This window comes from Cupriavidus pampae (genome assembly GCF_914271485.1).
Lineage (GTDB): Bacteria > Pseudomonadota > Gammaproteobacteria > Burkholderiales > Burkholderiaceae > Cupriavidus > Cupriavidus pampae.
Genome location: NZ_CAJZAG010000004.1, coordinates 121,043 through 146,721, shown reverse-complemented (window position 1 = coordinate 146,721; position 25,679 = coordinate 121,043). Strand labels below are relative to the sequence as shown.

The 25,679-nt window shown below is 65.6% G+C and carries 21 protein-coding genes; 10 read left to right on the top strand and 11 right to left on the bottom strand.

Going from position 1 to position 25,679, the window contains the following annotated elements:
- Window positions 1–185 precede the first annotated feature (185 nt).
- The 6 genes from ligD (at window position 186) to LDO41_RS11500 (ending at window position 9,039) form a co-directional block, all read left to right on the top strand.
- Window positions 186–2,741: a DNA ligase D gene (gene ligD / locus LDO41_RS11525; RefSeq protein ID WP_223987746.1), complete on the top strand. Its 2,556-nt coding sequence runs from the start codon at window positions 186–188 to the stop codon at window positions 2,739–2,741.
- Window positions 2,742–3,195: 454 nt separating this feature from the next.
- Entirely contained in the window at window positions 3,196–5,229 is a 2,034-nt protein-coding gene (locus LDO41_RS11520; protein WP_223987744.1) for a hybrid sensor histidine kinase/response regulator, read from the top strand.
- A gap of 173 nt (window positions 5,230–5,402) precedes the next feature.
- Window positions 5,403–6,392: a non-homologous end joining protein Ku gene (gene ku / locus LDO41_RS11515; protein WP_223987741.1), complete on the top strand. Its 990-nt coding sequence runs from the start codon at window positions 5,403–5,405 to the stop codon at window positions 6,390–6,392.
- A 159-nt stretch (window positions 6,393–6,551) separates the two neighbouring features.
- Window positions 6,552–7,070: an Ohr family peroxiredoxin gene (locus LDO41_RS11510; protein WP_223987739.1), complete on the top strand. Its 519-nt coding sequence runs from the start codon at window positions 6,552–6,554 to the stop codon at window positions 7,068–7,070.
- Between the two features lie 68 nt (window positions 7,071–7,138).
- Window positions 7,139–8,158, top strand: a complete 1,020-nt coding sequence (locus LDO41_RS11505; RefSeq protein WP_223987737.1) for a LysR family transcriptional regulator — start codon at window positions 7,139–7,141, stop codon at window positions 8,156–8,158.
- Entirely contained in the window at window positions 8,155–9,039 is an 885-nt protein-coding gene (locus LDO41_RS11500) for a DMT family transporter (RefSeq protein WP_223987735.1), read from the top strand. The genes LDO41_RS11505 and LDO41_RS11500 overlap by 4 nt, the downstream gene beginning before the upstream one ends.
- Window positions 9,040–9,046: 7 nt before the next feature.
- Here LDO41_RS11500 and LDO41_RS11495 read toward each other — a convergent pair whose 3' ends face one another.
- Both LDO41_RS11495 and LDO41_RS11490 read right to left on the bottom strand, forming a co-directional pair.
- Complete coding sequence (locus LDO41_RS11495) at window positions 9,047–10,576, bottom strand: ATP-binding protein (protein WP_223987732.1); 1,530 nt, start codon at window positions 10,574–10,576, stop codon at window positions 9,047–9,049.
- 144 nt (window positions 10,577–10,720) lie between these two features.
- Window positions 10,721–11,752: a GlxA family transcriptional regulator gene (locus LDO41_RS11490; protein WP_223987730.1), complete on the bottom strand. Its 1,032-nt coding sequence runs from the start codon at window positions 11,750–11,752 to the stop codon at window positions 10,721–10,723.
- 235 nt (window positions 11,753–11,987) lie between these two features.
- Here LDO41_RS11490 and LDO41_RS11485 point away from each other — a divergent pair, with 235 nt between their 5' ends.
- From LDO41_RS11485 to LDO41_RS11475, 3 genes are all read left to right on the top strand, one after another.
- Window positions 11,988–12,728 carry an acetoacetate decarboxylase gene (locus LDO41_RS11485; protein WP_223987728.1) on the top strand — a complete coding sequence of 247 codons (741 nt, stop codon included), beginning with the start codon at window positions 11,988–11,990 and terminating at the stop codon, window positions 12,726–12,728.
- A gap of 52 nt (window positions 12,729–12,780) precedes the next feature.
- Window positions 12,781–13,566, top strand: a complete 786-nt coding sequence (locus LDO41_RS11480) for a 3-hydroxybutyrate dehydrogenase (protein WP_223987726.1) — start codon at window positions 12,781–12,783, stop codon at window positions 13,564–13,566.
- 80 nt (window positions 13,567–13,646) lie between these two features.
- Window positions 13,647–14,873, top strand: coding sequence for a DUF3734 domain-containing protein (locus LDO41_RS11475; protein WP_223987724.1), 1,227 nt, complete (start codon window positions 13,647–13,649; stop codon window positions 14,871–14,873).
- A gap of 7 nt (window positions 14,874–14,880) precedes the next feature.
- On the opposite strand, the gene LDO41_RS11470 is transcribed toward LDO41_RS11475, so the two are convergent.
- Entirely contained in the window at window positions 14,881–15,606 is a 726-nt protein-coding gene (locus LDO41_RS11470; RefSeq protein ID WP_223987722.1) for a response regulator transcription factor, read from the bottom strand.
- 175 nt (window positions 15,607–15,781) lie between these two features.
- Window positions 15,782–16,990 (bottom strand): NAD(P)/FAD-dependent oxidoreductase, encoded by a 1,209-nt coding sequence (locus LDO41_RS11465; RefSeq protein WP_223987720.1) that lies wholly within the window; start codon window positions 16,988–16,990, stop codon window positions 15,782–15,784.
- Between the two features lie 264 nt (window positions 16,991–17,254).
- Between LDO41_RS11465 and LDO41_RS11460 the strand changes: the two genes are divergently transcribed.
- The gene (locus LDO41_RS11460; RefSeq protein WP_223987718.1) at window positions 17,255–18,031 is read left to right on the top strand and encodes a sensor histidine kinase; all 777 of its coding nucleotides are present in this window, start codon (window positions 17,255–17,257) and stop codon (window positions 18,029–18,031) included.
- A gap of 13 nt (window positions 18,032–18,044) precedes the next feature.
- Here the strand turns inward: LDO41_RS11460 and LDO41_RS11455 are convergent, their stop codons facing one another.
- The 7 genes from LDO41_RS11455 to LDO41_RS11425 form a co-directional block, all read right to left on the bottom strand.
- Entirely contained in the window at window positions 18,045–19,796 is a 1,752-nt protein-coding gene (locus tag LDO41_RS11455; protein WP_223987715.1) for an FAD-dependent oxidoreductase, read from the bottom strand.
- 265 nt (window positions 19,797–20,061) lie between these two features.
- Entirely contained in the window at window positions 20,062–20,556 is a 495-nt protein-coding gene (locus LDO41_RS11450; protein WP_223987711.1) for a BON domain-containing protein, read from the bottom strand.
- 312 nt (window positions 20,557–20,868) lie between these two features.
- Entirely contained in the window at window positions 20,869–21,204 is a 336-nt protein-coding gene (locus LDO41_RS11445) for a hypothetical protein (protein ID WP_223987708.1), read from the bottom strand.
- A gap of 75 nt (window positions 21,205–21,279) precedes the next feature.
- On the bottom strand, window positions 21,280–22,470 hold the full coding sequence (locus tag LDO41_RS11440) for an MFS transporter (RefSeq protein WP_223987705.1): 1,191 nt from the start codon (window positions 22,468–22,470) through the stop codon (window positions 21,280–21,282).
- Window positions 22,471–22,483: 13 nt separating this feature from the next.
- A complete protein-coding gene (locus LDO41_RS11435) occupies window positions 22,484–23,182 on the bottom strand; it encodes a hypothetical protein (RefSeq protein ID WP_223987703.1) in 699 nt (232 codons plus the stop codon).
- A 104-nt stretch (window positions 23,183–23,286) separates the two neighbouring features.
- Window positions 23,287–24,330, bottom strand: coding sequence for a tripartite tricarboxylate transporter substrate binding protein (locus LDO41_RS11430; RefSeq protein WP_223987701.1), 1,044 nt, complete (start codon window positions 24,328–24,330; stop codon window positions 23,287–23,289).
- Window positions 24,331–24,502: 172 nt separating this feature from the next.
- The gene (locus tag LDO41_RS11425; RefSeq protein WP_223987699.1) at window positions 24,503–25,576 is read right to left on the bottom strand and encodes a hypothetical protein; all 1,074 of its coding nucleotides are present in this window, start codon (window positions 25,574–25,576) and stop codon (window positions 24,503–24,505) included.
- Window positions 25,577–25,679: the final 103 nt, after the last annotated feature.

Below are 25,679 nucleotides of genomic sequence, written 5' to 3'. Positions count from 1 at the left end.
ATCCGGTGTCGCAATTCCCGTTCCCGCCGCGCAACGTGGAAATTGTGCCCATCCCACCCCCAAGCGGTAGTTTAGAAATTACAAAGCGCGTCCGCCACGCGAGAAAAATGTAGGACGGTCGCTTATTTCATGGGCGTCGATTGCTGCATAAGCTAAGTCATACACCGCCAACGAGGGAACCCATCATGGCCAGAACGTCTTCCAGCGCCACGCAGACACCCTCGCCACTCGGCAAGTACCAGACCATGCGCGACTTCAGCGCCACGCCTGAACCGTCGGGACGGACCGCTCGCGCCAAAGGCAAGCGTGCCGCCAAGGCGCTTTCGTTTGTCATTCAGAAACACGCGGCGCGACGCCTGCACTACGATTTCCGGCTCGAACTCGATGGCACGCTCAAGAGCTGGGCCATTCCGAAGGGCCCGAGCTACGATCCCGCCGACAAACGCATGGCCGTGCACGTCGAGGACCATCCGCTCGACTATGCAGGCTTCGAGGGCGTGATTCCGGCTGGCCATTACGGCGCCGGTACCGTGATCGTGTGGGATCGTGGCGTATGGATTCCCGATACCGACCCCGAGCAGGGCTATCGCGACGGCAAGCTCAAGTTCGAACTGCGCGGCGAGAAGCTGCAGGGGCACTGGACGCTCGTGCGCATGGGCGGCAAGCGGCAGCGCGATCAGGACGCGTGGCTGCTGATCAAGGAGCGCGATGAACTGGCGCGTCCCGCATCGGACTTCGACGTGGTGGAAGCGCTGCCGGACAGTGTGCTGGCCGGCAGCGCGAAGGCCCCTGCCAAATCACGGGTCAAGTCGCCCAAAGCAGCGGGAAAGAAAGCGGCCCTGCCATTGACGCTGGCCCCGCAGCTGGCCACGCTGGTGGACGCCCCGCCCGCGCAGGGCGAATGGCAGTACGAGGTTAAGTTCGACGGCTATCGCATCCTCGCGCGCATCGACGGCGATGACGTGCGCCTGTTCACGCGCAACGGCAACGACTGGACCAGCAAGCTGCGTTCGCTTGCGGCCGAAGTGCGCGCGCTTGGGCTACCCGATGGCTGGCTCGACGGCGAGATCGTGATGGTCGATGCCAACGGTGTCACCGACTTCCAGTCGCTGCAGAACGCGTTCGAAACCGCGCACGTCGATGCGATCCAGTATTACGTGTTCGACCTGCCGTATTACGCAGGACGAGATTTGCGCGCGATGCCGCTGATCGAGCGGCGCGCGGTGTTGCGACAACTGATGGCGGAAAAATCCACATCGCGGCTGCGCTTCAGCGAGAGCTTCGAGACCGAACCACAGGAGATGCTCGAGGCGGCCTGCCGCATGAAGCTCGAAGGCGTGATCGGCAAGCGCGTCGATGCGCCCTATGTGAGCACGCGCGCGAATACCTGGATCAAGCTCAAATGCACGCTGCGGCAGGAGTTCGTGATCGGCGGCTTTACCGATCCCAAGGGTAGCCGCAGCGGGCTTGGCTCGCTGCTGCTCGGTGTGCACGACGCGCAGGGCAAGCTGCGCTATGCGGGCAATGTCGGCACCGGGTTCGATACGGCGATGCTCGACAGCCTGCGCAAGCAGCTCGATCCGCTCGTGATGGACAGCGCGCCGTTCGCGGAGCTGCCGCGCGGCATCAAGGGGCATTGGGTCAAGCCCAAGCTGGTCGCGGAGGTGTCGTTCGGTGCGTGGACCAACGAGGGCCGCGTGCGGCATTCGGTGTTCCACGGGCTGCGCAGCGACAAACCCGCGCGCGCGGTATCGGTAGAGAAGCCAGTGGTAGAGAAACCAGCGGCGGAGAAACCCGTGGCAGCCAAGAAAAGTACGCCAACCAGAAAGACCGCAACCAGGAAGGCCCCCACCACGCTCGGCAAGATCACCATCAGCCATGCCGACCGCGTGATCGATGCCTCGACCGGGCTCACCAAGGGCGACCTCGTGCGCTACTACGCGAGCGCGGCGGGCCTGATGCTGCCATTCCTCAAAGGCCGCCCCATTGCACTGGTGCGCGCGCCCTCCGGCATCGACGGCCAGCAGTTCTTCCAGCGCCATGGCGACACACTCAACATCGACGGCGTCAACGCGCTCGACCCCAAGCTGTGGCCCGGGCACCCGCCGCTGCTCGAAATCGCCTCGGAAGCGGCCATCGTTGCCGTGGCACAACTGAACGTGGTGGAGTTCCATACCTGGAACGCGCGCGCCGCCAAAATCGACAAGCCCGATCGCATCGTGTTCGATATCGACCCCGGTGAAGGCGTCGCATGGCCGCAGATTCAGGAGGCCGCGCGCCTGACCAGAACGTTGCTGGACGCACTGGGCCTGCAGAGCTGGCTGAAGACCAGCGGCGGCAAGGGCCTCCATGTGGTGGTGCCGATCGCGGCGCGCGCGGGCTGGGACGAGGTCCGCGACTTTGCGCAGGACGTGGTCCGGCATATGGCCACCACGATCCCCGACCGCTTTGTCGTCAAGAGCGGCCCGAAGAATCGCATTGGCAAGATTTTCATCGATTACCTGCGTAACGGTGTCGGTGCTACCACCGCGGCCGCGTTTTCCGCACGCGCGCGGCCGGGCCTCGGCGTCTCGATTCCCGTGGCGTGGGAAGAACTCGACGATCTCACCTCGTCCGCACAATGGACCATCGCCAATGTCGCCGAGCGGCTCGAGGCGCTCGCAGCCCATGATCCATGGGCCGGCCACGATAAGGTCCGCCAGACCCTCACACGCGCCCGCAAGCTGCTGGCTGAGGTCTGAACACCGGCTATCGCGATCTTTTTACACGCGCTTGTAACGTTGTCGGCGTTCGTCTGTCAGCCGGTCTGCCGTGCGCGGCACGCTTCTTGCCACTCCGGTCGGAAAACGTACATTCGTTTCCGTCCACGCAACGAGGCGACGCCATGAGACATCCATCGATCTGCCCCTTCGCCAGCGCGCTTATCCGCCAGGTCAGCGCATTGGCAGCCGACGCACAGGCGCGCGCGATGTCGCATGGCAGCGTCCCAAAAATTACAAAGTAACGGTGCACCATGCGGGTAATTTTTACAATTTCGACCGACCCGAGCGGTGCTTTGTGCGCACCAGCTCGGTCCACGGCTTTGCCGAATGCCTTTGACGTGACTTTTACCAATCTGAACACTGCTCGCCGATTCCCGATCGTTGCTCAAGCCACCGCGGTGTTCCATGCCGCCTGCCTGCCATGAACGCGCCCTTGAATCCTCCCGCCCGCCGCCCGCTGATCCTCCATGTCGAGGACCGTGAAGGGCCACGCTACGTCAAAAGCCGGATCCTTCATCGTGCCGACTTTACGGTGCTCGAGGCTTCCACGGGACAAGCCGCGCTGTCACTGGTGCGCCAGCATTCGCCCGAACTCGTGCTGCTTGGCACGCGTCTGCCCGATATCGATGGGTTGGAGGTGTGCCGGCTGATCAAGGCCGATCCGCAGACCGCGCGCACGCTCGTCCTGCTGACCTCGCCCGGCATGACAGATTCCCACCGCCGGGCTCAGGCACTCAATGGCGGCGCCGACAGCTTCCTCGTCGAACCTGTGGAACCGGAGGAACTGGTCTCGAGCATCCACGCGCTGCTGCGCATGCGCGGCGCCGAGGACGCTTACAGCCGCACCTCGCAGGCCCTGCACGAGAACGAGGATCTGTTCCGCCAACTCGCCGAGGCACTGGCCGATGTGGTCTGGGTCTTCGACCCCGCAGCGCGGCGCTTCCTGTTCGTCAGCCCGTCCTTCGAGGCGCTGTGGGGCCGCCCGGCCACGGCCGTGCTGAAGGAACCCAAGCGCTGGGTGGATTGGGTCGTGCCCGAAGAGCGCGATCGCATGAGTACCGAATGGGACACCATGCTGCGCGATGGGCGGCTCGACACGGAGTTCCAGCTCGAACGTCCGACCGGCGAGATTCGCGAGGTCCATATGCGCGCGTTTCCCGTGCGCGGGGCCGATGGCCGCTGCCTGCGCGTGGCCGGCATCTGTCAGGACGTGACGCGCCACAATCGCGCCGAACGCGCGCTGCACAACGAGGAACGCCGCAAGGACGAGTTCCTCGCCATGCTCGCGCATGAACTACGCAACCCGCTGGCGCCGATGCGCAGTGCCGTGGACCTGCTGCAACGCGGCGCGCCGTCGCGCGAAGATATGTTCCGCGCGCGCGACATCATCGGCCGTCAGCTGCGTCACCTCACCCGCCTGGTCGACGATCTGCTCGACGTGTCGCGCTTCAACCAGGGCAAGATCACGCTGCGGCGCGACCTCGTGGAACTGCGCAGCGCGCTGAACACGGCCGTGGAAACCGTGCGGCCGCTACTCGATATGCGCCGCCATACGCTGCGTCTGTCGCTACCCGAGCAGCCACTCCCGGTATGTGGCGACATGGTGCGGCTGACGCAGATTTTCGCGAATCTGCTGCACAACGCCGCCAAGTACACACCCGAGGGCGGCACGCTGTCCGTCACCGCGACCGTCGCCAGCTCCGCCACCGGCGACAAGGTGGCGGTGCGCGTGGCCGACAACGGCGCGGGACTCTCCGCGATGCTGCAACGTCAGCTGTTCGACCCGCTGGCGCCGGCCGTACACGATGTTGCGTCAGCCGAATCGCAGGATGGGCACGACGCGCCATCGCATGCCGAGCACGACGACCAGCTTGCACCGGACGCGCTGTCCGACGACGATGGCCACCCCGACAACCTTGCCGCGCGCGAAGGTCCCGGCATCGGACTCACGCTCGTGCAGAAGCTCGTGGTGCTGCATGGCGGTCGCGTTTCGGCCGAAAGCCCGGGCCGGGGCCAGGGCAGCACGTTCATCGTTGAATTGCCGGTGGAACCGTGGCAGAACTGGCAGCCATCGGCCAGCAAGCCGCGCATGCAGGCCGGTACCGCCCACACGATCATGCTCGTCGATGACAACGTCGACGCCCTCGAAGCGATGACGATGACGCTGCAGACGCTGGGCCATACCGTGGTCACCGCGTCGGACGGCCAGACCGCCGTGGATCAGGCCGCCTCCGTGCGACCCGACGTGGTGTTGCTGGACCTTGGCATGCCCGCGATGGACGGCTTCGAAACCGCGCGGCGCCTGCGCGAGATTCCCGAACTGCGCCATGCGCGGCTTGTCGCGTTGACCGGTTTCGGTCAGCCTGACGATCGCCGCCGCACGCGCGCCGCCGGATTCGACCTGCATCTGGTCAAGCCGGCCGACCTCGATGCCATCACCCGCCTTCTCGATGAACTCGATGCGTGACCCGCATCTCTCGTAAGGAGCCCGATTTGCATATCACCCCCGAACCCGACATCATCACGCCCCCGCCGGAGGTACCGCCACTGGACCCGCCCCCCGGCCCGCCGGAGCCGGTCAGCGATCCGCCCCCGGGCGATACACCGCCACCGCCGCCGCAACGCGCATAGAGGGCCGCCATGTCGCGCATCATCTGGAAGGGCGCCATCAGCTTCGGCCTGGTCAATATCCCGGTGGTCGTCAAACCGGCCTCGCGTTCGCACACGCTGGATCTGGACATGCTCGACAAGCGCGACATGGCGCCCATCGGCTATCAACGGATCAACAAGCACACCGGCAAGACCGTCGAGAGCGACAACATCGTCAAGGGGTACGCGTACGAGAAGGACGAGTACGTCGTGCTGAGCGACGAGGACTTCAGGCAGGCCAATGTCGAGGCCACGCAAACGGTCGATATCGTCAGCTTTGTCGAGGCGGCGAGCATCCCGCCCTACTACTTCGAAACCCCCTATTACCTGGAACCGGACAAGCGCGGCGAGCGCGGCTATGCGCTGCTCCACGAAACCATGCGCCGCACCGGACGCGCGGCGCTGGCGCTGGTGGTGCTGCGCAATCGCCAGCATCTGGCGGCCCTGCTGGTCTTCGGCAAGGCGCTCGTGCTCAACACCATGCGCTTCGCCGACGAGGTGCTGCCGATCGAGGAACTCAGCCTGCCCAAGGGCGGCAAGCAGGGGGCCTCGCCACGCGAAGTCGACATGGCCAGGAAGCTCGTCGACGACATGAGCGAGGAGTGGGCGCCCGAACAGTTTCGCGATACCTATCGCGACGATCTGTTGAAGCTGATCGACGCCAAGATCAAGTCCGGCAACACCCACTTGCTCACGCCGGCGAGCAAGGACAGTGCGCCGTCCAGCAAGGGCGCCAAGGTCATCGACATGATGGCCTTGCTGCGCGACAGCCTCGGCAAGCGAGGCAGGCGCGCGGGAGCGGAGGCGCCGGCGGCGAAGAAGGCCCCTGCCAGGAAGGTTGCTGCAAAGAAGGTGGCCACAAAGAAGGTGGCTACAAAGAAGGCAGCTACAAAGACGGCGGCAGCGAAAGCCGCTACCAGGAAGACCTCGGCCGCGAGGAAAACGCCCGCAAAACGAAGCACGGCGAAGAAGGCTGCCTAATTGGTGTCCGGGATGCAACACACTGCGTCCCTCCTCCCCTCTAGTCATCGCTCCTGACCCCACCTAGCATTTCCCGCATCGAGGGCTACCCCCCCGGCTGAGGGCCCACACCCTCGCCGGAGCGTGGACGACCGGTCCGGACTCACCACGGCACATAACATGACAACCCTGAAGCCCCCATCGATTGCGCTGCTAGAGCGGTACCGGGGGAAGGATTTCAAGCCGCTCTACGTCACCCGGGTCACGGTGACGGGCGGCGAAAGCGAGCATGGGCGGGCCTCGGGCCGCGCGCGTTCGGATGACGGCATGCTTGAACTCGCCCTGCGCATGCCGCCAGAACTCGGGGGCCCCGGCGGGGGTACCAATCCGGAGCAGCTGTTCGCGGCCGGTTACGCCGCGTGCTTTCATGGCGCGCTGCACCTGCTGGCCACGCGCGCCTCGATTGCCGTGCCAAACATGACCGTCGGCGTCACCGTCACGTACGGGCGCGACCCCGTGGACGGCCTCTACATGCTGACGGCGGACGTGGAAATCAGCCTCCCCGACCTCGATGTCAATATCGCCGAGGAACTCGTGCGCAACGCGGAGCGCGTCTGCCCCTACGCCAAGATGACGCGGCAGGGTATACCCAATGTCACGCTGGCGGTCCGGCCGTTAAGCGTTGTGAAACGTCGTTAGTCGCATACCGCATGGTGCAGTGCACCGGCAACAATCGCGCGGATACTCCTGTCGATGTGCCGGTACCCATGAGAATCATTGAATCCTCGCAGCATGCCGCGCCGAGCGCGGGCACCGATGCATTGTCGGCCAGCTTCGCGACCAGCTACGCGGGTGTCATGGCGTTTATCGCCGTGGTACGCGAAGGCAGCTTCGCCAAGGCCGGCGAGCGCCTGGGCATCGGCCGCTCGGCGGTGAGCCGCAGCGTGCAACGACTGGAGGACCAGCTCCATACCCGGCTGTTCCTGCGCACTACGCGTTCCACGCAACTGACGCGCGAAGGCGAGGTGTTCTTCGAGAACTGCCATCAGGGCGTGGAGCGCATCGTCGAGGCGATGAACGATATGCGCGAACTGCGCGAGGGTCCGCCCTCGGGCCTGTTGCGCATCAGCGCCACGGTCGGCTTCGGCCGCAAGGTGGTGGCGCCGTTGCTCGCCGAGTTCCGCAGCAAATATCCGGATATCGCGATCGACCTCCTGCTCGACGACCGGCATACCGACTTCGCCGCCGACCGTATCGACGTGGCGTTCCGCAACGGCCGCATCGAAGACTCGAGCATCATCGCGCGCCAGATCATTCCGATGCAGATGGCCCTGTGCGCCTCGGCGAAGTACGTCGCCGAGCACGGCCTGCCTGAGACGATCGACGACCTGAGCGATCACAACTGCATCAATTTCCGCTTTGCCAACGGACGCATTTTCGAGTGGGAGTTCAAGGTCTCCGGCGAAGCGCGCAAGTTCCAGCCGCGCGGCACGCTCACATTCAACGACGCGGACCTCGTGCTACAGGCGGTGCTCGACGGCCATGGCATGGCGCAGATGGCTGGCTACCAGATCTGCGATCACCTCACCACGGGCGCGCTCGTCATCGCGCTGGCCCGCCACGCGCCCGACGATCGCGGCCACTATATCTGCTACCTGAGCCGGCAGCATCTGCCCACGCGTATCCGCGTGTTTATCGACTTCGTCACCGATCGCATCCGCTCGCTGAATCTCGCCTGCCTCAGCGATTACGATCCGCTCTACCCGCCTACCTGGAGAAAGATTTGAGTCTCGCCGCATGGCTGTGCGCACTTGGCGCCATCGTCCTCTGGGCCGCGTTCGCCTCGATGGTCGGACAGGCACGCGAGGTACCACCGTGGCTGCTCACCGGCATCTCGCTGTGCATCGGCAGCCTGGTCTCGCTGCCGCGCGTGCGCGCGTGGCGCGTACCCGTGCGCACGTGGGCATTCGGTGCCGGGTGCCTGTTCGTCTATCACGTGTGCCTGATCGGCGCGTTCCGGCTGGCACCGGTGGCCGAGGCCAACCTGATCAACTACCTGTGGCCGTTGCTGATGGTGATGCTGTCTGGTGTGATCGCGCAACGCTCGTCTCGCTCCGCGGCTTCCGCGCCGCCACGCCTGCGCGCGTGGCTCGGCTGCGGCATCGCGTTCGGCGGTTGCGCGCTCGCACTCCAGCCCTCGGCGGTCAGTGCCGATTTCACGCTGACGCAGTTCGCTGGCTACGCCGCCGCGGCCATCGCCGCACTCACGTGGGCCATCTATTCTCTCGGTTCGCGGTGGCTGCCGCCCTATTCGTCGTGGGCGGTCGGTGGCTTCTGCCTGGGCGCGGGCCTGCTGGCGCTCGCGGGGCACTTCGTATTCGAGCCACGGTATGTGCCAACCGCCGCGAACTGGGTCGCCATGGCCGCGATCGGCCTTGGCCCGCTCGGTTATGCATTCGTGTTGTGGGACCGCGCGATGCGCGCCGGCGATGCGGCCAAGATCGGTACGGTGGCCTATGCCACCCCGGTACTGTCGATGATTGGCCTCGCGCTGACCCTGCACGATGCACACACCAACTGGCCGCTGATCTTCACGGCCAGCGCGCTGATCGTGCTGGGCGTGCTGGTCGGCACGCTCGAGCCGCGCCGTCGCGAACAGGCCTCCTGATACCGCTTCAACCGGCCTCGGCGAGCGGCGCCGGTCGTGCAACCTTCTGCGTGACCTTCTCCGTGACCTTCTGCGTCACCTTCTGCGTAACATAAGCACGTGTGACTTCGGGCAGCCGATAGCGCACCGATTCATCCTCGATCTGCGTCGCCGCCAGCAGCGATTTCGCCACCAGGCTGTCGATCGCATCCACCGCCTCCGCGCGCTCGCTGTCCGCGTCGCACACGGCGTCGAGCGCGGCCTCGAGTGCAAAGGCATCGCCGAACACCGCCAGACGCGTGAACACCTTGCGCTCGAAGTCGGAGAGCAGGTCATGACTCCAGTCGAGCAGGGCCCCCAGGGTCTGATGGCGCAGCGGCGCCGTGCGGCGTCCCTGCCATTGCAGCAGAAAGCGCGTGTCGAGCAATGCCACCGTGCCATCGATGCCGAAGGCGCCCACACGACCGGCCGCCAGCTCGATCGCGAGCGGTACGCCATCGAGCCGCCGGCAAATCTCGGCGACCTGCCTCGCATCGCTGTCCGTCAGCGCGATCGGATGACCATGCGCCTCGGCACGTTCGAGAAACAACTGCACCGCCGGATAGGACTGTGCCTGCGCCGCGGTGCACGTTGCATCGGGTGGGGGACTCGCCAGCGGCGGCAGGCGATAGACGTGCTCGCCTTCGGCGCGCAGCGCCTCGCGGCTGGTGGCCAGCACGTGCACATTGGCCGACCGCGCGACGAGCTGCTCGGCGAACAATGCCACTGTCGACAACACATGTTCGCAGTTGTCGAGCACGAGCAACAGCGGTGCATCAGGCAGTGCGTCGGCAAACGATTGCAATGCGACGCGCAATGCGTCGCCATCCGACTGCAGCCCGAGGTCGATGAAGTAGGTCGCCGCACCGCACCCCGAGTCAACGCCATGGGCGATGGCCACCGCGACCGTGGTCTTGCCGATACCGCCGGGGCCCACAATCGACATGAACCGGTGCACCGGCAGCACGGCTGCGATGTGACGCACCGCCTCGTCGCGGCCCACCATGCGTGCGAGCGGCGCCGGCATCGGCTGGCCCGACACTGCGAGTGCGGCAGGCCTGCCATTGTGCGCATGCGCGGCCGAGCGAGACTCGCCCTGCGCGTCATGGGCATGAAAAACTTCTGGATGAAGCGGACGCTCGCGCGTGATCTGTCCCACGAAGCAGTAGCCGCGCCCCGGCACATTGGTCACGTAGCGCGCGCCACCATCGCCGTCGTCGAGCATGCGACGCAGCCCGGCGATATGCACGCGCAGGTTGCTGTCATCGACGACCATATTGCGCCACGCGCGTGCAATCAGCTCGCGCTTGTCGATGACATCGCCGGCCCGCTCGAGCAGCGCGATGAGGATGTCCATCGCGCGGCTGCTCAATGGCACGCACAGGCCCTCGCGCTCGAGCCGTCGCTGCGCGGGAAACAATCGGAACGGCCCGAAGGCAATGATCTCGTCCCCCGCGACGGCCGTCTGCGGGCGCTGGACGTCCAAGCCCCCCTCGATCCGTTGCACGGACGCGGTCATCGGAACACCCCCTTTTTTCGCCACCTTGTCGGGTTGCCCCGGCTGGCGGATATCTGTCTTGCACTACATGCGAATCATTCTGCTAATGCATTCGCACAAAGGCAATGTCGCGCACGCAGGTTGGCAGAAATTCAGGGGTATCGGTCAGCGTTGCGCTGTGATCGACACCGAAGGGGCAACGACACCGTCTTGGCGGTACTCAGACGGCGACAATCCCATATGCCGGCGAAATGTCACCCTCATGCGCTCCTCGTCGCCGAAGCCGCACGCATGGGCGATCTGGTCGATCGAGCGGCCCGATCCGCGCAGCAGCCGGCACGCGGCTTCCAATCGAAAATGCTCGACGGCCTTGGCCGGGGTACGGCCGATCTTCTCCTTGTAGGCGCGCGCAAAGTTGCGCGGACTCATGTTGACGCGGGCCGCCATCCGATCGACTGTCAACGCTTCGTCACCAAGGTTATCCAGAATCCAGAGGTGCAGCGCATCGAACGCGGGGGTATCGCGCGACTGGGCCTTGAGCATCTCACTGAACTGAGGCTGCTCGGCGGGCCGCTTGAGGTAGACCACCAGTTGCCGGGCCACGCCCAGCGCAATGTCGTAACCCAGATCGGCTTCGACCAGCGCCAGCGCCAGATCGATGCCGGCCGTCACGCCCGCGGAGGTCCAGACGGGGTCCTGCTGCACGAAGATCGCGTTCCGATCCACCGTGAGCGTCGGGAAACGTGCCGCCAGATCGTCGATATTGATCCAGTGCGTGGTGGCACGGCGTCCGTGCAGCAACCCCGCTTCGGCGAGAAAGAACGCGCCGGTACATACCGAAGCGGTGCGGCGCACGTTGGCGGCGCTCTGCCGCAGCCAGTGCACGAGCGCGCCGGAGGCATCGACCACGTCGAGAATATCGGGCGTGCCGGGCACGATGATGGTGTCCACATCGCGCGCGGGAAACGTCTCGGCGTCGTCGGTCTGCACCACGACGCCCTCGACGGACCGCACGGCACCACCGCCGATGCTGACCGTATGACAGTCATAGCCAGGCAGCCCACGCTCCTGGGCGAAAAGATTGGCGCACCAGAACACGGTCTGCGGCCCGCTCAGGTCGAGCAGGCCGAACCGCTGGAACGCGACAAACAGGATTCTGCGCGGCAGAACAGGTGCCGACGGAGGAAGGATGGACATGGCGGGACGGGCAGGGTTGTCTGGATCGTAGGCCAACGAAGGAAGATTCTGCAAGTTCGAGAGCATCTTGCCGCACGCGGCGCGTCTGAGCGAGTCAACCATAGGTGTGATAGCAACCGCGCGCCGCGACTCCCACAATGGATCGCATCGTGTCGGTGTGCGCCACCACGGAAGGTGAGGCGTTGCCCGCGATAGTTGCATCACCTAAGTGACTCCACCCTGAGGACCGTTACCCATGGAAATCAAGACGATCCGCGAACGCGCGTTTGCCGCGCCGTTCTGCAGCCCTGCCTACCCGATGGGCCCGTATCGCTTTATCAATCGCGAGTTCTTCGTCATCACCTACCGCACCGATCCCGCCCTGTTGCGCGCGGCGGTACCGGAACCGCTCGAGATTACCGATCCGGTCGTGCACTATGAGTTCATCCGCATGCCGGACTCCACCGGCTTCGGTGACTACACCGAGTCTGGCCAGGTGATTCCGGTGAGCTATCAGGGCCGCGCCGGCACCTATACGCATGCCATGTTCCTCGACGACCATCCGCCGCTCGCGGGCGGCCGCGAGTTGTGGGGCTTTCCCAAGAAGCTGGCCAGCCCGAAGCTTGCCGTGCATACCGACACGCTGGTCGGCACGCTCGACTACGGCCCCGTGCGCGTGGCCACCGGCACCATGGGTTACAAACACCGTGAAATCGACAAGGAAGCCCTGGGCCGGACGCTCTCCGAGACCCCGAACTACCTGCTCAAGATCATGCCGCATGTCGATGGCAGCCCCCGTATTCTCGAACTCGTCTGTTACTTCCTCAAGGACGTCCAGATGAAAGGCGCATGGACCGGCCCCGCGGCACTGTCGCTGGCCCCGCATGCGCTCGCCCCGGTGGCGTCGCTGCCGGTGCTCGAAGTCATCGGCGCGAAACATTACGTCGCCGACCTCACGCTCGGCCTCGGCGAAGTCGCGTTCGACTACCTGGCGTGACTGCCTGCATGACCCGTTCGCTTCACCCTCTCCTTCCGAAGGTAAAAACATCATGAAACTCCAGAACAAGTCCGCCATCGTGACCGGCGCCGCCAGCGGCATCGGCAAGGCCATCGCCGAACTGCTCGCCCGCGAGGGCGCGGCCGTTGCCATCGCCGACCTCAACCTCGACGCCGCGCGTGCCACTGCCGAGGAGATCGAACGCGCGGGCGGCCGCGCGTTGCCGATCGCCATGGACGTGACCAACGAACAGGCCGTGGACGAAGCCACCGACAAGGTGGCCGAAGCGTTCGGCGGCATCGATATCCTGATCTCCAACGCCGGCATCCAGATCGTCAATCCGATCGAGAAGTACAGCTTCGCGGACTGGAAGAAGATGCAGGCGATCCACGTCGATGGCGCCTTCCTGACCACGCGCGCCGCGCTGCGCCATATGTATAAGGACACGAAGCGCGGCGGTACCGTGATCTATATGGGATCGGTCCACTCGCACGAAGCCTCGCCGCTCAAGAGCGCCTACGTCACGGCCAAGCACGGCCTGCTCGGCCTGGCACGCGTGCTGGCCAAGGAAGGCGGCGAGCGCAACGTGCGTTCGCACGTGATCTGTCCCGGCTTCGTGCGCACGCCGCTGGTGGACAAGCAGATTCCCGAGCAAGCCAAGGAACTCGGTATCAGCGAAGAGGAAGTCATCCGTCGCGTGATGCTGGGCGGCACCGTCGATGGCGTGTTCACGACCGTCGACGACGTCGCGCAGACCGCGCTGTTCCTGTGCGCCTATCCGTCCAACGCGCTGACCGGTCAGTCATTCGTGGTGAGCCACGGCTGGTTCATGCAGTAACTCGCCCCATATCAGGCATCCGGGGCCGCACGCCTGCCATCTCGCGCCGCGCGGCGGCCCCCCACGTCCCAGGAGCATCCATGTCAATGGTCCAACCACGACCGCCACGCGCGGCCGCGGCTGCCGCCGCATTGTCCAAATCGCCTGAAGCAGCCGTCGCGCACGACAACTACCCCGTCCGCGCGCTCGTTCTGCAAGGCGGCGGCGCACTCGGTTCCTATCAGGCTGGCGTCTACGAAGGCCTTGCCGCCGGCGGCATCGAACCCAACTGGGTGGCCGGCATTTCGATCGGCGCGCTCAATGCGGCCGTCATCGCGGGCAATGCGCCCGAAGACCGCGTTAGCAAGCTGCGCGACTTCTGGACGCACATCTGCCGGCAACCCTGGCTGCCGAGCCTGTTCCCCTACGACCTGATCGCCGATGGCGCGGCGCACTGGCCCGATCCGCTACGCGTATGGTTCGACGGGCTCGAAGCGAGCCGCGCGCTGCTCGAGGGCCAGCGCGGCTTTTTCCATCCGCGTGCCTGGCCGTTGCCATTCGCATCCGGGCATGGCGCCAATGGCGCGAGCTACTACGACACCGCGCCGCTCAAGGCGACGCTCGAGCGCTTTGTCGACTTCGACCGCATCAATCGCCATCACGAAATGCGCGTCTCGGTGGGCGCGGTCAACGTGCGCACCGGCAACCTGACCTACTTCGACAACACCGAGATCCGTCTGCGCGCCGAGCATTTCATGGCGTCAGGCGCGTTACCTCCGGGATTCCCCGCCGTGGAAATCGACGGTGAGCACTACTGGGACGGCGGCCTCGTCTCCAACACGCCGCTGTCCGAGGTGTTGAGCGCCAAGCCGCGCCGCGATGCGCTGATCTTCCAAGTGGATCTGTGGAGCGCGCGCGGCCCGCTGCCCGACAACCTGATGGACGTGGCGACACGCCAGAAGGACGTGCAGTATTCGAGCCGCACGCGCGCCATCACCGACTACATGGCCGAACACCAGCGCTTCCGCCAGATGCTCAGCGACGTGATGGCGCTGGTGCCGCCGGCCAAACGCGACAGTCAGGGCTATCGCGATGCGGCGGACTACGCGTGCACCGCGCGGCGCAACGTGATCCAGATGATCTATCGCGACAAGCCGTTCGAGGGCAACGCCAAGGACTTCCAGTTCGGTCCGCTGACGATGCGCGAGCACTGGCAGAGCGGGCTCGAGGATATCCGCGAGACGCTACTGCATCCGGAGTGGCTGGCCATGCCGACGCACGAGCAACCGTTCGTCACACACGACGTCCATCGCGCGCGTCATCGCTAGACGCCGTTCAGCCTGCCATGCGCGCCGCCGGCATTGCCGCGGCGCGCGGCACGGAGAATGCAAGCTCGCTGCGGACCACCGCGTTATCGAGCTCGTGCGCCATCTTGACCAGATCCGCGAACGTACGCGCGGCCATCTTGCGCATGGCCTTGCTGCGATGGATCTTGATCGTGACCTCGCTGATGCCGATACGGCCGGCAATCTGCTTGTTCATCAGCCCTGACGCCGCCAGCAGCATCACCTCGCGCTCGCGCTCGCTCAACGTCGCGAAGCGTGTACGCAGGTCCATGCCGCAGCGTACCGTGGCGCGCTGGCAGCGATCGACCTCGAGCGCGCCGGAGATCGCGTCGAGAAACACCTGATCGCGGAACGGCTTGGTCAGGAAGTCGTGCGCACCGGCCTTCATTGCGCGCACGGACATCTCGATGTCGCCATGCGCGGTAATGAAGATGATCGGCAGCTCGACGCCATGCTGCTTCAGATGCTCCTGCAGATCGAGGCCATTGGCGCCGCGTAGCCTGACATCCAGCACGAGGCAGGCCGGCACGTCGTCGAGTTCGTATTGCAGAAAGTCCTGGGCCGAGAGAAAGCTGCGCGAGGCAATGCCCACGGACCTGAGCAGGTCCGCCAGCGCGCCATTCATATGGGGATCGTCATCGACGATATAGACAAGCGAGACGCGCGCATCGGGCAGCGCGCGTTCGCGAGGCGGAAGGAGAAACGAGGGATTCACGGCGAGACTCCGGACGGTCGCACGACTTGCGGTGCGATGGATTAGTCGATGGGAGTCTATGTAGCGTGAAAAAACGCGTCAAGACGGAAACCGGGACGTCCGAGTTTCCGTCCGCGCAACAATGGGGTTGCCCTCACCCCAACCCCTCTCCCCGAGGGAGAGGGGCGCCAATCGCTTAACCGTACACGATCATCGGATTGCCGGCGGCGAGTGCCTCGGCCTTGACCGGTGCCGGCGGGTAGATCCACTGCGTGTTGATCTCGATCTTGCGCTGCTTGCCTTCGCCGTGCGTGAGCTTGACCTTGCGATCCCAGCCTTCGGTGTACACCGCGCCCCATTCGCCGAGGTCCAGGCAGGTCGCATAGAACTCCTGACGGTACGCGAGGGTGTCCTGGCCCAGCAGGTCCGCCGCCACGTTGTGGCCCGCAAAGCGGCCCATGAACAGCGCATGCTGGCACGACATCAGCGCGTAGTGGCCTTCATCGTCGGTCAACACGCGCACCACGTCGCCAGCGCCGAACACGTGATCGGTGCCCACCACGCGCAGGTCCTCGGTGACTTCCATGCGACCCTGGCGATCGAGGTCCGACGACACCTGCGCCGTCAGCGAACTGGCGACCATGCCGCCGGTCCAGATCACCGTGCTGGTGTCGATACGCTCGCCGGAAGCCATCACCGCACCCTTGGCATCCACCGACACCACGCCGGAACCCACACGGGTCTCGATGCCAATCTGCGCGAGCGCCTGCTCGATCTGCGGACGCGGGCCCGGGCCGAGGTCCGGGCCGATCACGTCGTTGCGCTCGATCAACACGATGCGCGGCTTGACGGTGTCGCCAAGGATTGCGCGCAGGCGAATCGGCAGCTCCGTGGCCACTTCAAGGCCCGTGAAGCCGCCGCCAACCACCACGAACGTGTTGCGCGCCGCGCTCTCCGGCTGCTGCGCCAGCGACTCCAGATGGCGCTTGAGCTTGACCGCGTCCTCGAGCTGGTCCACCGCGAATGCGTGCTCGACCAGACCCGGCAGCGGCGGGCGATGCAGCTTGCTGCCGCTGGTCAACACCAGACGGTCGTAGGGCAGCGTCACGGTGTGACCCTGCGCGGTGAAGACTTCGACGCAGCGATCGCCGGTATGAATGCGCTCGACGGCGCCTTCGATGAAGTTCACGTTGACGGCCTTGAGCAGCGGCAGCAGCGGCGCCGCCATTTGCTCGGGATTCGCTTCGTGCAGACGCGGTCGCACGTGCAGCGACGGACGCGGGGAGATCAGCGTGACTTCCACGTCGGCGGCGGCTTCGCCGGCGGCATCGAGGACGCGCGCGGCGCCCAGCGCCGTCCACACGCCCGCAAAACCACCACCGACAATCAGGATTTTCCGTGCCATGACATTTGCCTTTCAAGAGGAGATCGGAACTCGCCGGCCATGCGGCGAAACGTCAGCCAAATCTAGCAGCGCGACGCGCGCGTGACTGCCGTGCGATAGGCGGAGGGCATAAGACCTGTGGATAGTGGTGACTCCGCGCGTATCTTGGCTACACTGCAACTCGCGCGACGGCAGAAATTCAGGGATAACTGTCATTTACCGGCCGTCTTGCGCGCTCTTACCATCGGCCGCACTACAACTTCCCCCAGTGGACTGGAGGCCGGCATGCCCACCACGACTCGATCGATGCTTGCACCCGAGGAACGCGAGCGCCTGCGCGGCGCGCGGGTAGCGCTGTTGGGCGAGCTCTGCGCGACCGTGGTCCATGATGTGCTGCAGCCGATTTCGGCCAGCATGATGCGCGGCCATGCGGCGCTGCGCTGGCTGCGCGGCGATCGGCCCAACGTGCCGGAGGCAATTGCGGCGATCGAGCGAATGATGGTCGATGCCGATCGCGCCATCGAAGTGGTGACGCGTTTCCGCGCGCTGGCGAGCGATGCGCCGGCCGCGCCGGAGATGCTGGTACTGAATACACTCGTGCGCGATTGCCTGACGTGGCTCGATCACGAACTCGACCGGCACTACATCGCGCTGGAGCTCGACGTGCCGGCTACGGACATGCGCCTGCTCGGCGAACGCGTGCCGCTGCAACAGGTGATGGTCAACGTGCTGATGAATGCGATTCAGGCGATGAGCCCGGCCTCGATGGGTAACGCCGCGGGCGGGGCCTGCAACGATGACGCGCGCCTGCTGCGCGTGACGCTCGCCCGCATCGGCCGCGAAGCCGAGATCACCGTGCAGGACACCGGCCCCGGCCTCAGCGATGCCGTCATGGCACGCATGTTCGACGCGTTCTACACCACGCGGCCCGACGGCATGGGCATGGGCCTGGCGATCTGCCAGACCATTCTCCATGCTCACGGTGGCCAGATCCACGCGGAGCGCCCAAGCGAAGGCGGCGCGCGCATCGTGATGCGCCTGCCGCTGCTTGCCATGTCCTGAACGCGGTCAGCGCTCAAACCGTGGCATGCGCCGCGAGGTAAGTGTGGATCTGCGAGACCACGGCCGCGCCCTCGCCTACCGCGGTGGCCACGCGCTTGGTCGAGCCCGAGCGGACGTCGCCCACCGCAAAGATGCCCGGCACGCTGGTCTGTAGCGAGCCGTTGCTCCCCTGCGCCTGATCGAGATCGAGCCCCGTCAGTACGAAGCCCTTCGCATCGAGGCCGATATCGCATTCGCGCAGCCAGCCGGTGTTCGGCTCGGCACCCGTGAACAGAAACACGTGATGCACAGCCAGATGCGTGCGCACGTCGGTGTCGCGGTGACGCAGGGTCACGTCGTCGAGCACGCGCGCGCCACCCAAAGCCTCAACCTCGGTATGGCAATGCACGGTGATGTTAGGCTGCGAGGCGATACGATCGATCAGATAACGCGACATGCTCTGCTCGAGCCCAGGCCCGCGAATCACCACATGCACATGCGCCGCGTGGGTAGCCAGGTACACCGCCGCCTGTCCCGCCGAGTTGCCGCCACCGACCAGCACGACCTCCTGCTTCGCGCACAGGCGTGCCTCCACCGGCGAGGCCCAGTAGTAGACCCCGCGCCCTTCGAATTCAGCGAGTCGCGGCAGGGGCGGCCGGCGATAGGCCGCACCGCACGCGATGACCACCGCACGCGTGCGAATGCTGCGTCCGTCCTTGAGCATCACCTGATGCGTGTCGTCGTTTCTGCCACTGCATTGCAGGCGCTCCACTTCGAGCGGAATCGCGATATGCGCGCCGAATTTCTGGGCCTGTGCGAACGCGCGACTCGCCAGCGTCTGTCCGGAGATGCCGGTCGGAAAGCCCAGGTAGTTCTCGATGCGGGCGCTGGCGCCCGCCTGTCCGCCTGGCGACAGCGAATCGAGCACCGTCACGCACAGACCTTCCGAAGCCGCATAAACGGCCGACGCCAGACCCGCCGGGCCCGCGCCCACGATCACCACGTCATAGACCTGCTCGGGCTGGAATTCTGGCAACAGGCCAAGGCATGACGCCAGTTGGCCCGTATCGGGACGACGCAGCAGGTTGCCGCCCGGACACACGACCAGCGGCAGGTCACGCGGTGCGCATGTATCGGCCGCGAACATGCGCGCCGCTTCGGCATCCACGTCGATATCGAGGACCGTGTGCGGATGATTGTTTCTGCGCAGGAACGACTGCAGCAGCGACATGCGCGAATCGTCGCTGCGGCCCACGAGGATCGGGCCGCGTCCGCGCTCGATCAACGCCGCCCGGCGCAGGATCAGCGCGCGCATGATGCGCTCGCCAAGTTCGGCTTCGGCCACCAGCAGCGCCCGCAGGCGTTCTGGTGGGATCACCACGGCATCCACTTCGTCGAGGGCCAGACCATCGACCAGTTCGGGACTCCCCGAGAGCTGGCCAATCTCGGCCAGGAAGTTGCCGGGTCCGTGTTCGGTAACTAATGAGGAGCGCTCGAGCCCATCACGCTGCAGCACGCGCACATGCCCGGCCAGCACGAGGATCATGCCCATGCCAGGGCCGCCGGTGCGCACGACATAGTCGTCCGCGTGCCATTGGCGCCGCGTGCCAAACGTGCTCACGCGTTCGATCTCCGCCTGCGTCAGGCACGGGTACATCTGATGACGCCGCAACATCAGCGGCGAATAGACCGCGCCCTCTTCCGTGGCGATGACTCCATCGGCCGCATCGGTAGATCTATCCGCGGCTCGTATGGCATCGGGCACGTGGCTAAGGTTTTGACTCATGACGGTTCTCCGGTTTCTTGATGCGCACAAGAGGCACAAACCGGAGATCGGGTGCTACTGCCTTTGGAGGCCAGTGCCGGCTGTGTCGTAACGCTTGATGTCATATTGCGTCATGGCAGCCGACATGAATGGTGTTTTCGCGGAAACACCATTGCTCAACGAAGGCAAAAAAAAAAACCGCAACACCAAACGCGCTTGTTACTTACATGGCGCGCGTGTTGCGGTATCGCGGCATGTTTCGCCGCGCATCAAGGATACGACCAGATTAGCGTGCCGACACCTTGAGCGAGTCCTTCACCGAGGTCACGCCCTCCACCGAACGTACCGTGTCGAGGGCCAGCTCATGCTGTTCCTTGGACGGTACCGTACCGGTCAGATTCACCACGCGATCCTTGGTCTTCACGTGGATGCCCGTGGACTTGAGATCCTTGGTGGCGAGCAGCTTGGTCTTGACCTTCGTCGTCAGCGCACCGTCGGTGACGCCCTGCTTGGCGTTGTCGGCCGTGTTGTCGACCTTGTTACCGAGCTGCGCATCGGTGGTAGCGGCAGGACGCTTTTCCTTGTCGCCCTCGGTATGGCCCGGCATGCCCGGCGCGCTATTGGCCGGCGGCGCATTGGTGTTGTCGGAGGTCGTAGCGACCTTGATCAGGCGACCGCCGCTCATGTCGAGCGCGTGGGCACCGCCAGCGAAGGCGAGTGCGGCGGCAACGGCGGCAATACGTGCAATACGTGAAATACGAAGGGTCTGTGCAGTCTTCATGGCTCTCTCCTGAGTGCTGATTGGCGTTTGTTCGTAACGACGGTGCGAGACCGTTACAGCCAATACTGCAAATCCCGGGCCACCCCATGCGACATGGCTTGCTATCAGGCCCAGACACGTTGTTCGCATGTGCCGGCAAGGCAGCGCCGCGCCATCCATGTAAAAACACCGCACCGGTTGTAAAACGCGCCGCGCACCATGCCGCGCATGCGTAACCCCGGCACTACCTATGGTGCTGTCAGATGGAAGAGGACACACATCTTCCGCATGGCACGACGCTTGCGACAACTGGGGAGCGGCATGCTCGCCGCGTCAGTCATGGAGACAGCTATGGGACAGCAGCAACCCGGAAACAATCAATCCCAGTCGGGCCAGAAGCAGCAGGAGCAATCGCAGCAGCCCGGTGAACGCAATCAGCAAGGCGGGATGCCGGACCAGCAGCGCCAGGGCGGCGGCCAGATGGGCAATCAGGACAAGCGCTCGGATCAGTCGCAGCAGCAAGGCGACAAGCAAGGTCAGCAAGGCCAGAAGGATCAACGCGACCAACAGCAAGGCGGCAAGCAGCAGTAAGCCCGATAGCTCCCCGGGCCTCGTGGCGGCATTCTCCACGGTTGTCGCCTCAGTTGTCGCATCACGCCAGTCAGTCATGGCGTGATCATTGAAGCGGGGCCCACGGCCGGGACATCCTCAGCGGATGTCCCGGCTTCTTTTTGTGGGCTAGGTTCAGGTGGGCTGCGTGGTCTGTGGAGTTTGTGACGTGTGATCGTTGGCCGTGCGCTCCGCCCGCGAGCGCGCGAGCATCAGCGCGGCAATCACACCCGCCACGCAGCAGATCGCCGGCAGCAGGAAAGCGCGACCGCCGATGCTCGCAAACAGAAAGCTGCCGAGGTACACGCAGCCCGCGGTCAGTAAGCCTGTAAAGGCCGCATAGACCCCGGTGCTGCTCGACAGCACGTTGGCCGGCATGCGCGTGCGCATGTACTCCGCGGCGCCCAGCTGCGTAAAGCCGAGCGTGGCACCCTGCAACAGCTGCGCGAAGATGGCCACGTCCATACGCGGCGCCATGCCGATAAGCGTCCAGCGTAACGCGCTGGCGGCGCATGCGATGGCGATCAGCCGCGGCGCGCTCGCGCGCGCGACAATGCGCGCGCCCACCGAGAACACCACGATCTCCGCCACCACACCGAGTGCCCACAGGTAGCCGATGGTCGCGCCCGAGAAGCCTTCGCGCTTCCAGAACAACACGCCGTAGCTGTAGAAGAAACCGTGGCAGGCCTGCGATACCGCCGCGCTGCACAGGAAGAGCATAAAGCCCGGGCGCCGCAACACCTGCATGATCGGCCCCTTCACGCGCTGCCCCACGCGTACCGCATCGCCGGGCAGGGCGAGGCCAACCACGCCTTGCGCCACGTATGCCGCGAGGAACACGATCGCGATGATGTCTGTGCCGGCGCGATCGACCAGCCAGCCGAGCACGATCGACATCGCCACCACGGCCATCGACCCCGCGCTGCGCAGCCTGCCGAAATTCAGGCCGTGGCGGGCCACGCCGGCAATCGCGATCGACTCGCTCAGCGGTAACAGACTTGCCGAACACGCGCGCGTGGCCAGGAACACCAGCAGCACGCCAACGAAGCCATCGGCCAGCATCAGCATGGCCGCGCTCATCGCCGACGCGGCCACCATCGCGAGCAGGATGCGCTTGCGGCTGCTGGCCTGATCGGCCATAGCGCCGATCATCGGATTGACCAGCACCGCGAGTCCCGCGCCGAGCGCGAGGACCAGTCCGGTCTCCTGCTCGCTCAGCCCCTGCGCGCGAATCCAGAGCGGAAAGAAGCTGATGGTGATGGCCACGGGCGCGTATAGCGCGACGTAATACAGATAGAAGGCCGCACTAGTGCGGCGGGAAAGCATGGGCAGGGACACGTCAGGCAGGACGGGGGTTGGTCACGGGAATTTCGCGCGGCACGAGTTCACGCACGCAGGCATCGCGCGCCTGGCCGCCGGCAGCCACGATGTACGGCGTAATCGAACGCATCAGCCGCGCAAAGCCGTTGTCGCGCAGAAACGCCGCGATTTCGGGCGATTGCGCAAAGCGGTTCATCTCCTCGACCTCATCGGCGGTAAAGCTGCTGCGATCGACGGTCTTGTTCTGGATGACCATGTCGATGAGCTTGGTGCCGAAGCGCGATTCGAATACCACCGAGAGCTCGATCGGCAAGGTCGGCTCGCTGAACGTCAGTGCAAACGCGGGCCGCACTACTTGCTCCAGCATCTCGGGCGTGAGCTTGGAATGGGCACAGGCGGCCAGCTTGTCTTTCGGAATCGGGCCCACCTTCTCGGGCATGCGCGCGAACGCGCGGTCCATGCCGACGATCATCAGCCGGCTGACGTTCATCGCGCGAATCAGACGCGTAAGCGCGGCGTTCATGTCGATCACGGTCACGCCGTCCGCGGACGATGGCGGCTGTGGTGAAGGGGCTGGTACGAGGGGGATCGACGGCTCGGCAGCCTGATCGGTCGGCTCCCCGGTCTGCGCATGCGCGGACATCTGGAGCGACAGGCAGGCGCAGGCAAACACCAGGCTTGCCAGCCCGGAAACCGCACGGCGAACGATGCCCCACATGATTGACCCCGTCTTGCGTGACCGCGGCACGCGCCGCGGCATCACAATGGCGATTGTAGAGAGGATTCGGCCAGTTGTGCGCGAGCGAACCCGGGCGGGCCGGCTCAGGCGATCCGGTGGGACACCAGCGCCACGGCCTGGCGCCAGACCTCGCGCTGCCGGTCGAGGTATTCGACAGCCCGCGCGCCGGTCAGCCCCAGCGGCTCCGCGCCGTCCTGGCCCAGACGACGCTGCAGCGCAACATCGTGCAGCAACCGTTGAAAGCGGCGCGACAGCGCCGTGCACTGAGCGCCCGTCACACTCGGCGCCGCCAGTACGCCATACCACGCGGCCTGCGACATGCCGCCGATGCCAGCCTCGGCAAAGGTCGGGGTGGCTGGCGCCAGTGGACTACGCGCGCGGCCGGTGACGGCGAGCGCGCGCACCCGACCCTGACGCATCAGTGGCAATGACGCCTGTAGCGTGCTGACCAGCATCGCCACATGTCCGCCCTGCAGGTCGATCAGCGCCCGCGCGCTGCCCGGATAAGGAATATGGGTCATCGTCACGCCGGCCTCGTGACACATCAGTTCGCCCACCAGATGGGCGCTCGAATGGATGCCGAGCGAAGCGTAGGCCAGCTCGCCAGGCCGCTGCCGGGCCTGCTCGAGGCGCGCGCGCAACGCGGCGCGGGCTTCCGTATCGCCGATGCGCGTGCCGTCGCCGCCTATCAGCAACACATGAGGGGTGCTCGCCACCACGGCAATCGGTTGCAGCCCCGCCTGGCCGCGCTCGCCTTCGCCGCTCTCCGCATTGATCGCATTCACTGCGTTCACCGCTGGCAGCAACGGGCTGATGCTGACCGACCCGACGGTGCCGAGCAGCAGCGTCTGCCGCTGCGGGCCCGCGCGTACCGCCTCGTTCAGCGCGATCTGCCCGGCGGCGCCGGGCCGGTTCTCCACCAGCGTCAACGCGCCATCGCCCGTCAGGCTGTCCGCGAGCAGCCGCGCGATATGGTCGGCTCCGCCGCCCGCACCATAGCCCACCAGCATGTGGATGGCCGCCTCCGCCGCGCGCGCCTCCGACCAGCCACGCGCGAGCGGCAGGCAGGCGAGCGCGGCCAGCAGCCGGCGGCGCACGACCTGATGGGTGTCAGGCGACGGGCTCACGGCGGAAGGGCTCTCGGTGGAGCGGAGATATGGCGGGGCGGGATACGTCTTGGTGCGACGGTCGGGGCCGGGCCACCCGGGAAAAGACATGAGGCTGGACCAAGGGCTGATGCTCGCCGCATGGTAGCACCGCCCTTTTGCCCCCGCCTCCGGGCAAACCCGTCTGGCGCGTTCAGGGTTGCGGCGGCCCCACAGGACGACATGCCGCGCCGTGCGGGTTGGCCGCTGGATCCGTGCCAAACACTGCCTGCGCGCCGCACTGCGAGCCGAACATGCGCGACTGGTTATGGCCGACGCCGATCACCTCGAACGCGCTGTGATCAATGACCTGACCCGGCGCGGCCAGAAAGCGCTCGTAGCGCAGGTAGGCGCGCGCGCGTTGCAGGCGCGTCGGGCCCTCGGCTTCCGCGCCGCACGATTTATCCAGCACGCGGTGGTTCGGATCGTTGTCGTCGGCACCGACCAGATAGGTCACCTGCCGGCCGATATAGCGCGTGTACAGCGCCTTGCCATCCGCGCCCCGGGCGTACGGCACCATGTTTTGCATGCCATATCGATACCTGTCGTAGTGCGCGCAGACCGCGGTGTTGTACGGCGCAAAGCGCTCGAACTCGGGCGCGACCGGCCGCTCCGGCGTGAAGTACAGGTACGAAGATGGATTGGCGACCACGTAGCGCAGGTTCACGCCGCTTGCGCGGATGCGCTCGTCCACGTTGTTGAGCACCGCGTAGCGGTGCACCAGTTGCGCCCCGGCCGAATGCCCGGCCACCACGACTTCGCGTACGGCAGGCAGGCGCGCGCGGTCGGTGGCGAACGCGACCAGATCGTCGAGCACCTGCAGCGAACTCAGGGGCGCGGCCACGCCCGCCACGGCATCGCCGCCACTCATCCAGCCGCCCGTGGTCCACTGCGGCACATCGACGAAGCCCTTGACGCCGTCAGATATGGCCGAGAAGTGGGGAGCCACCAGCAGCACCTCATCGGGATTGCGGCCACTCGCCTTCAGCAGCGCGGCGCCCGCCGCAAAGTAGCGCTCGGCGTCGCGTTGCAGGCCATGCTGGATAAATACGACGTCCCGAATGCTATGGAGATCTCCGTCGAGCGCATGGGTGGCGTAGACGGGAAAGTCATAACCAGCGCCCGCACCCAGATGCAATCGCTGCCATTGAGGCGTGTCCGCCGCGAAGGCAGGGGCGCCAAGCACGGCGAAGCCGACCGCCACAGCCACCGCATTGAGTAAGCGCATCGGAGTTTTCTTGTCATTTCCGCCTATACGAGAGAGACAACGTCCATGGCGGGTACCGCGCCGACAGAACAACATAGTGCCAGCAGAATATATACTTTGTGCC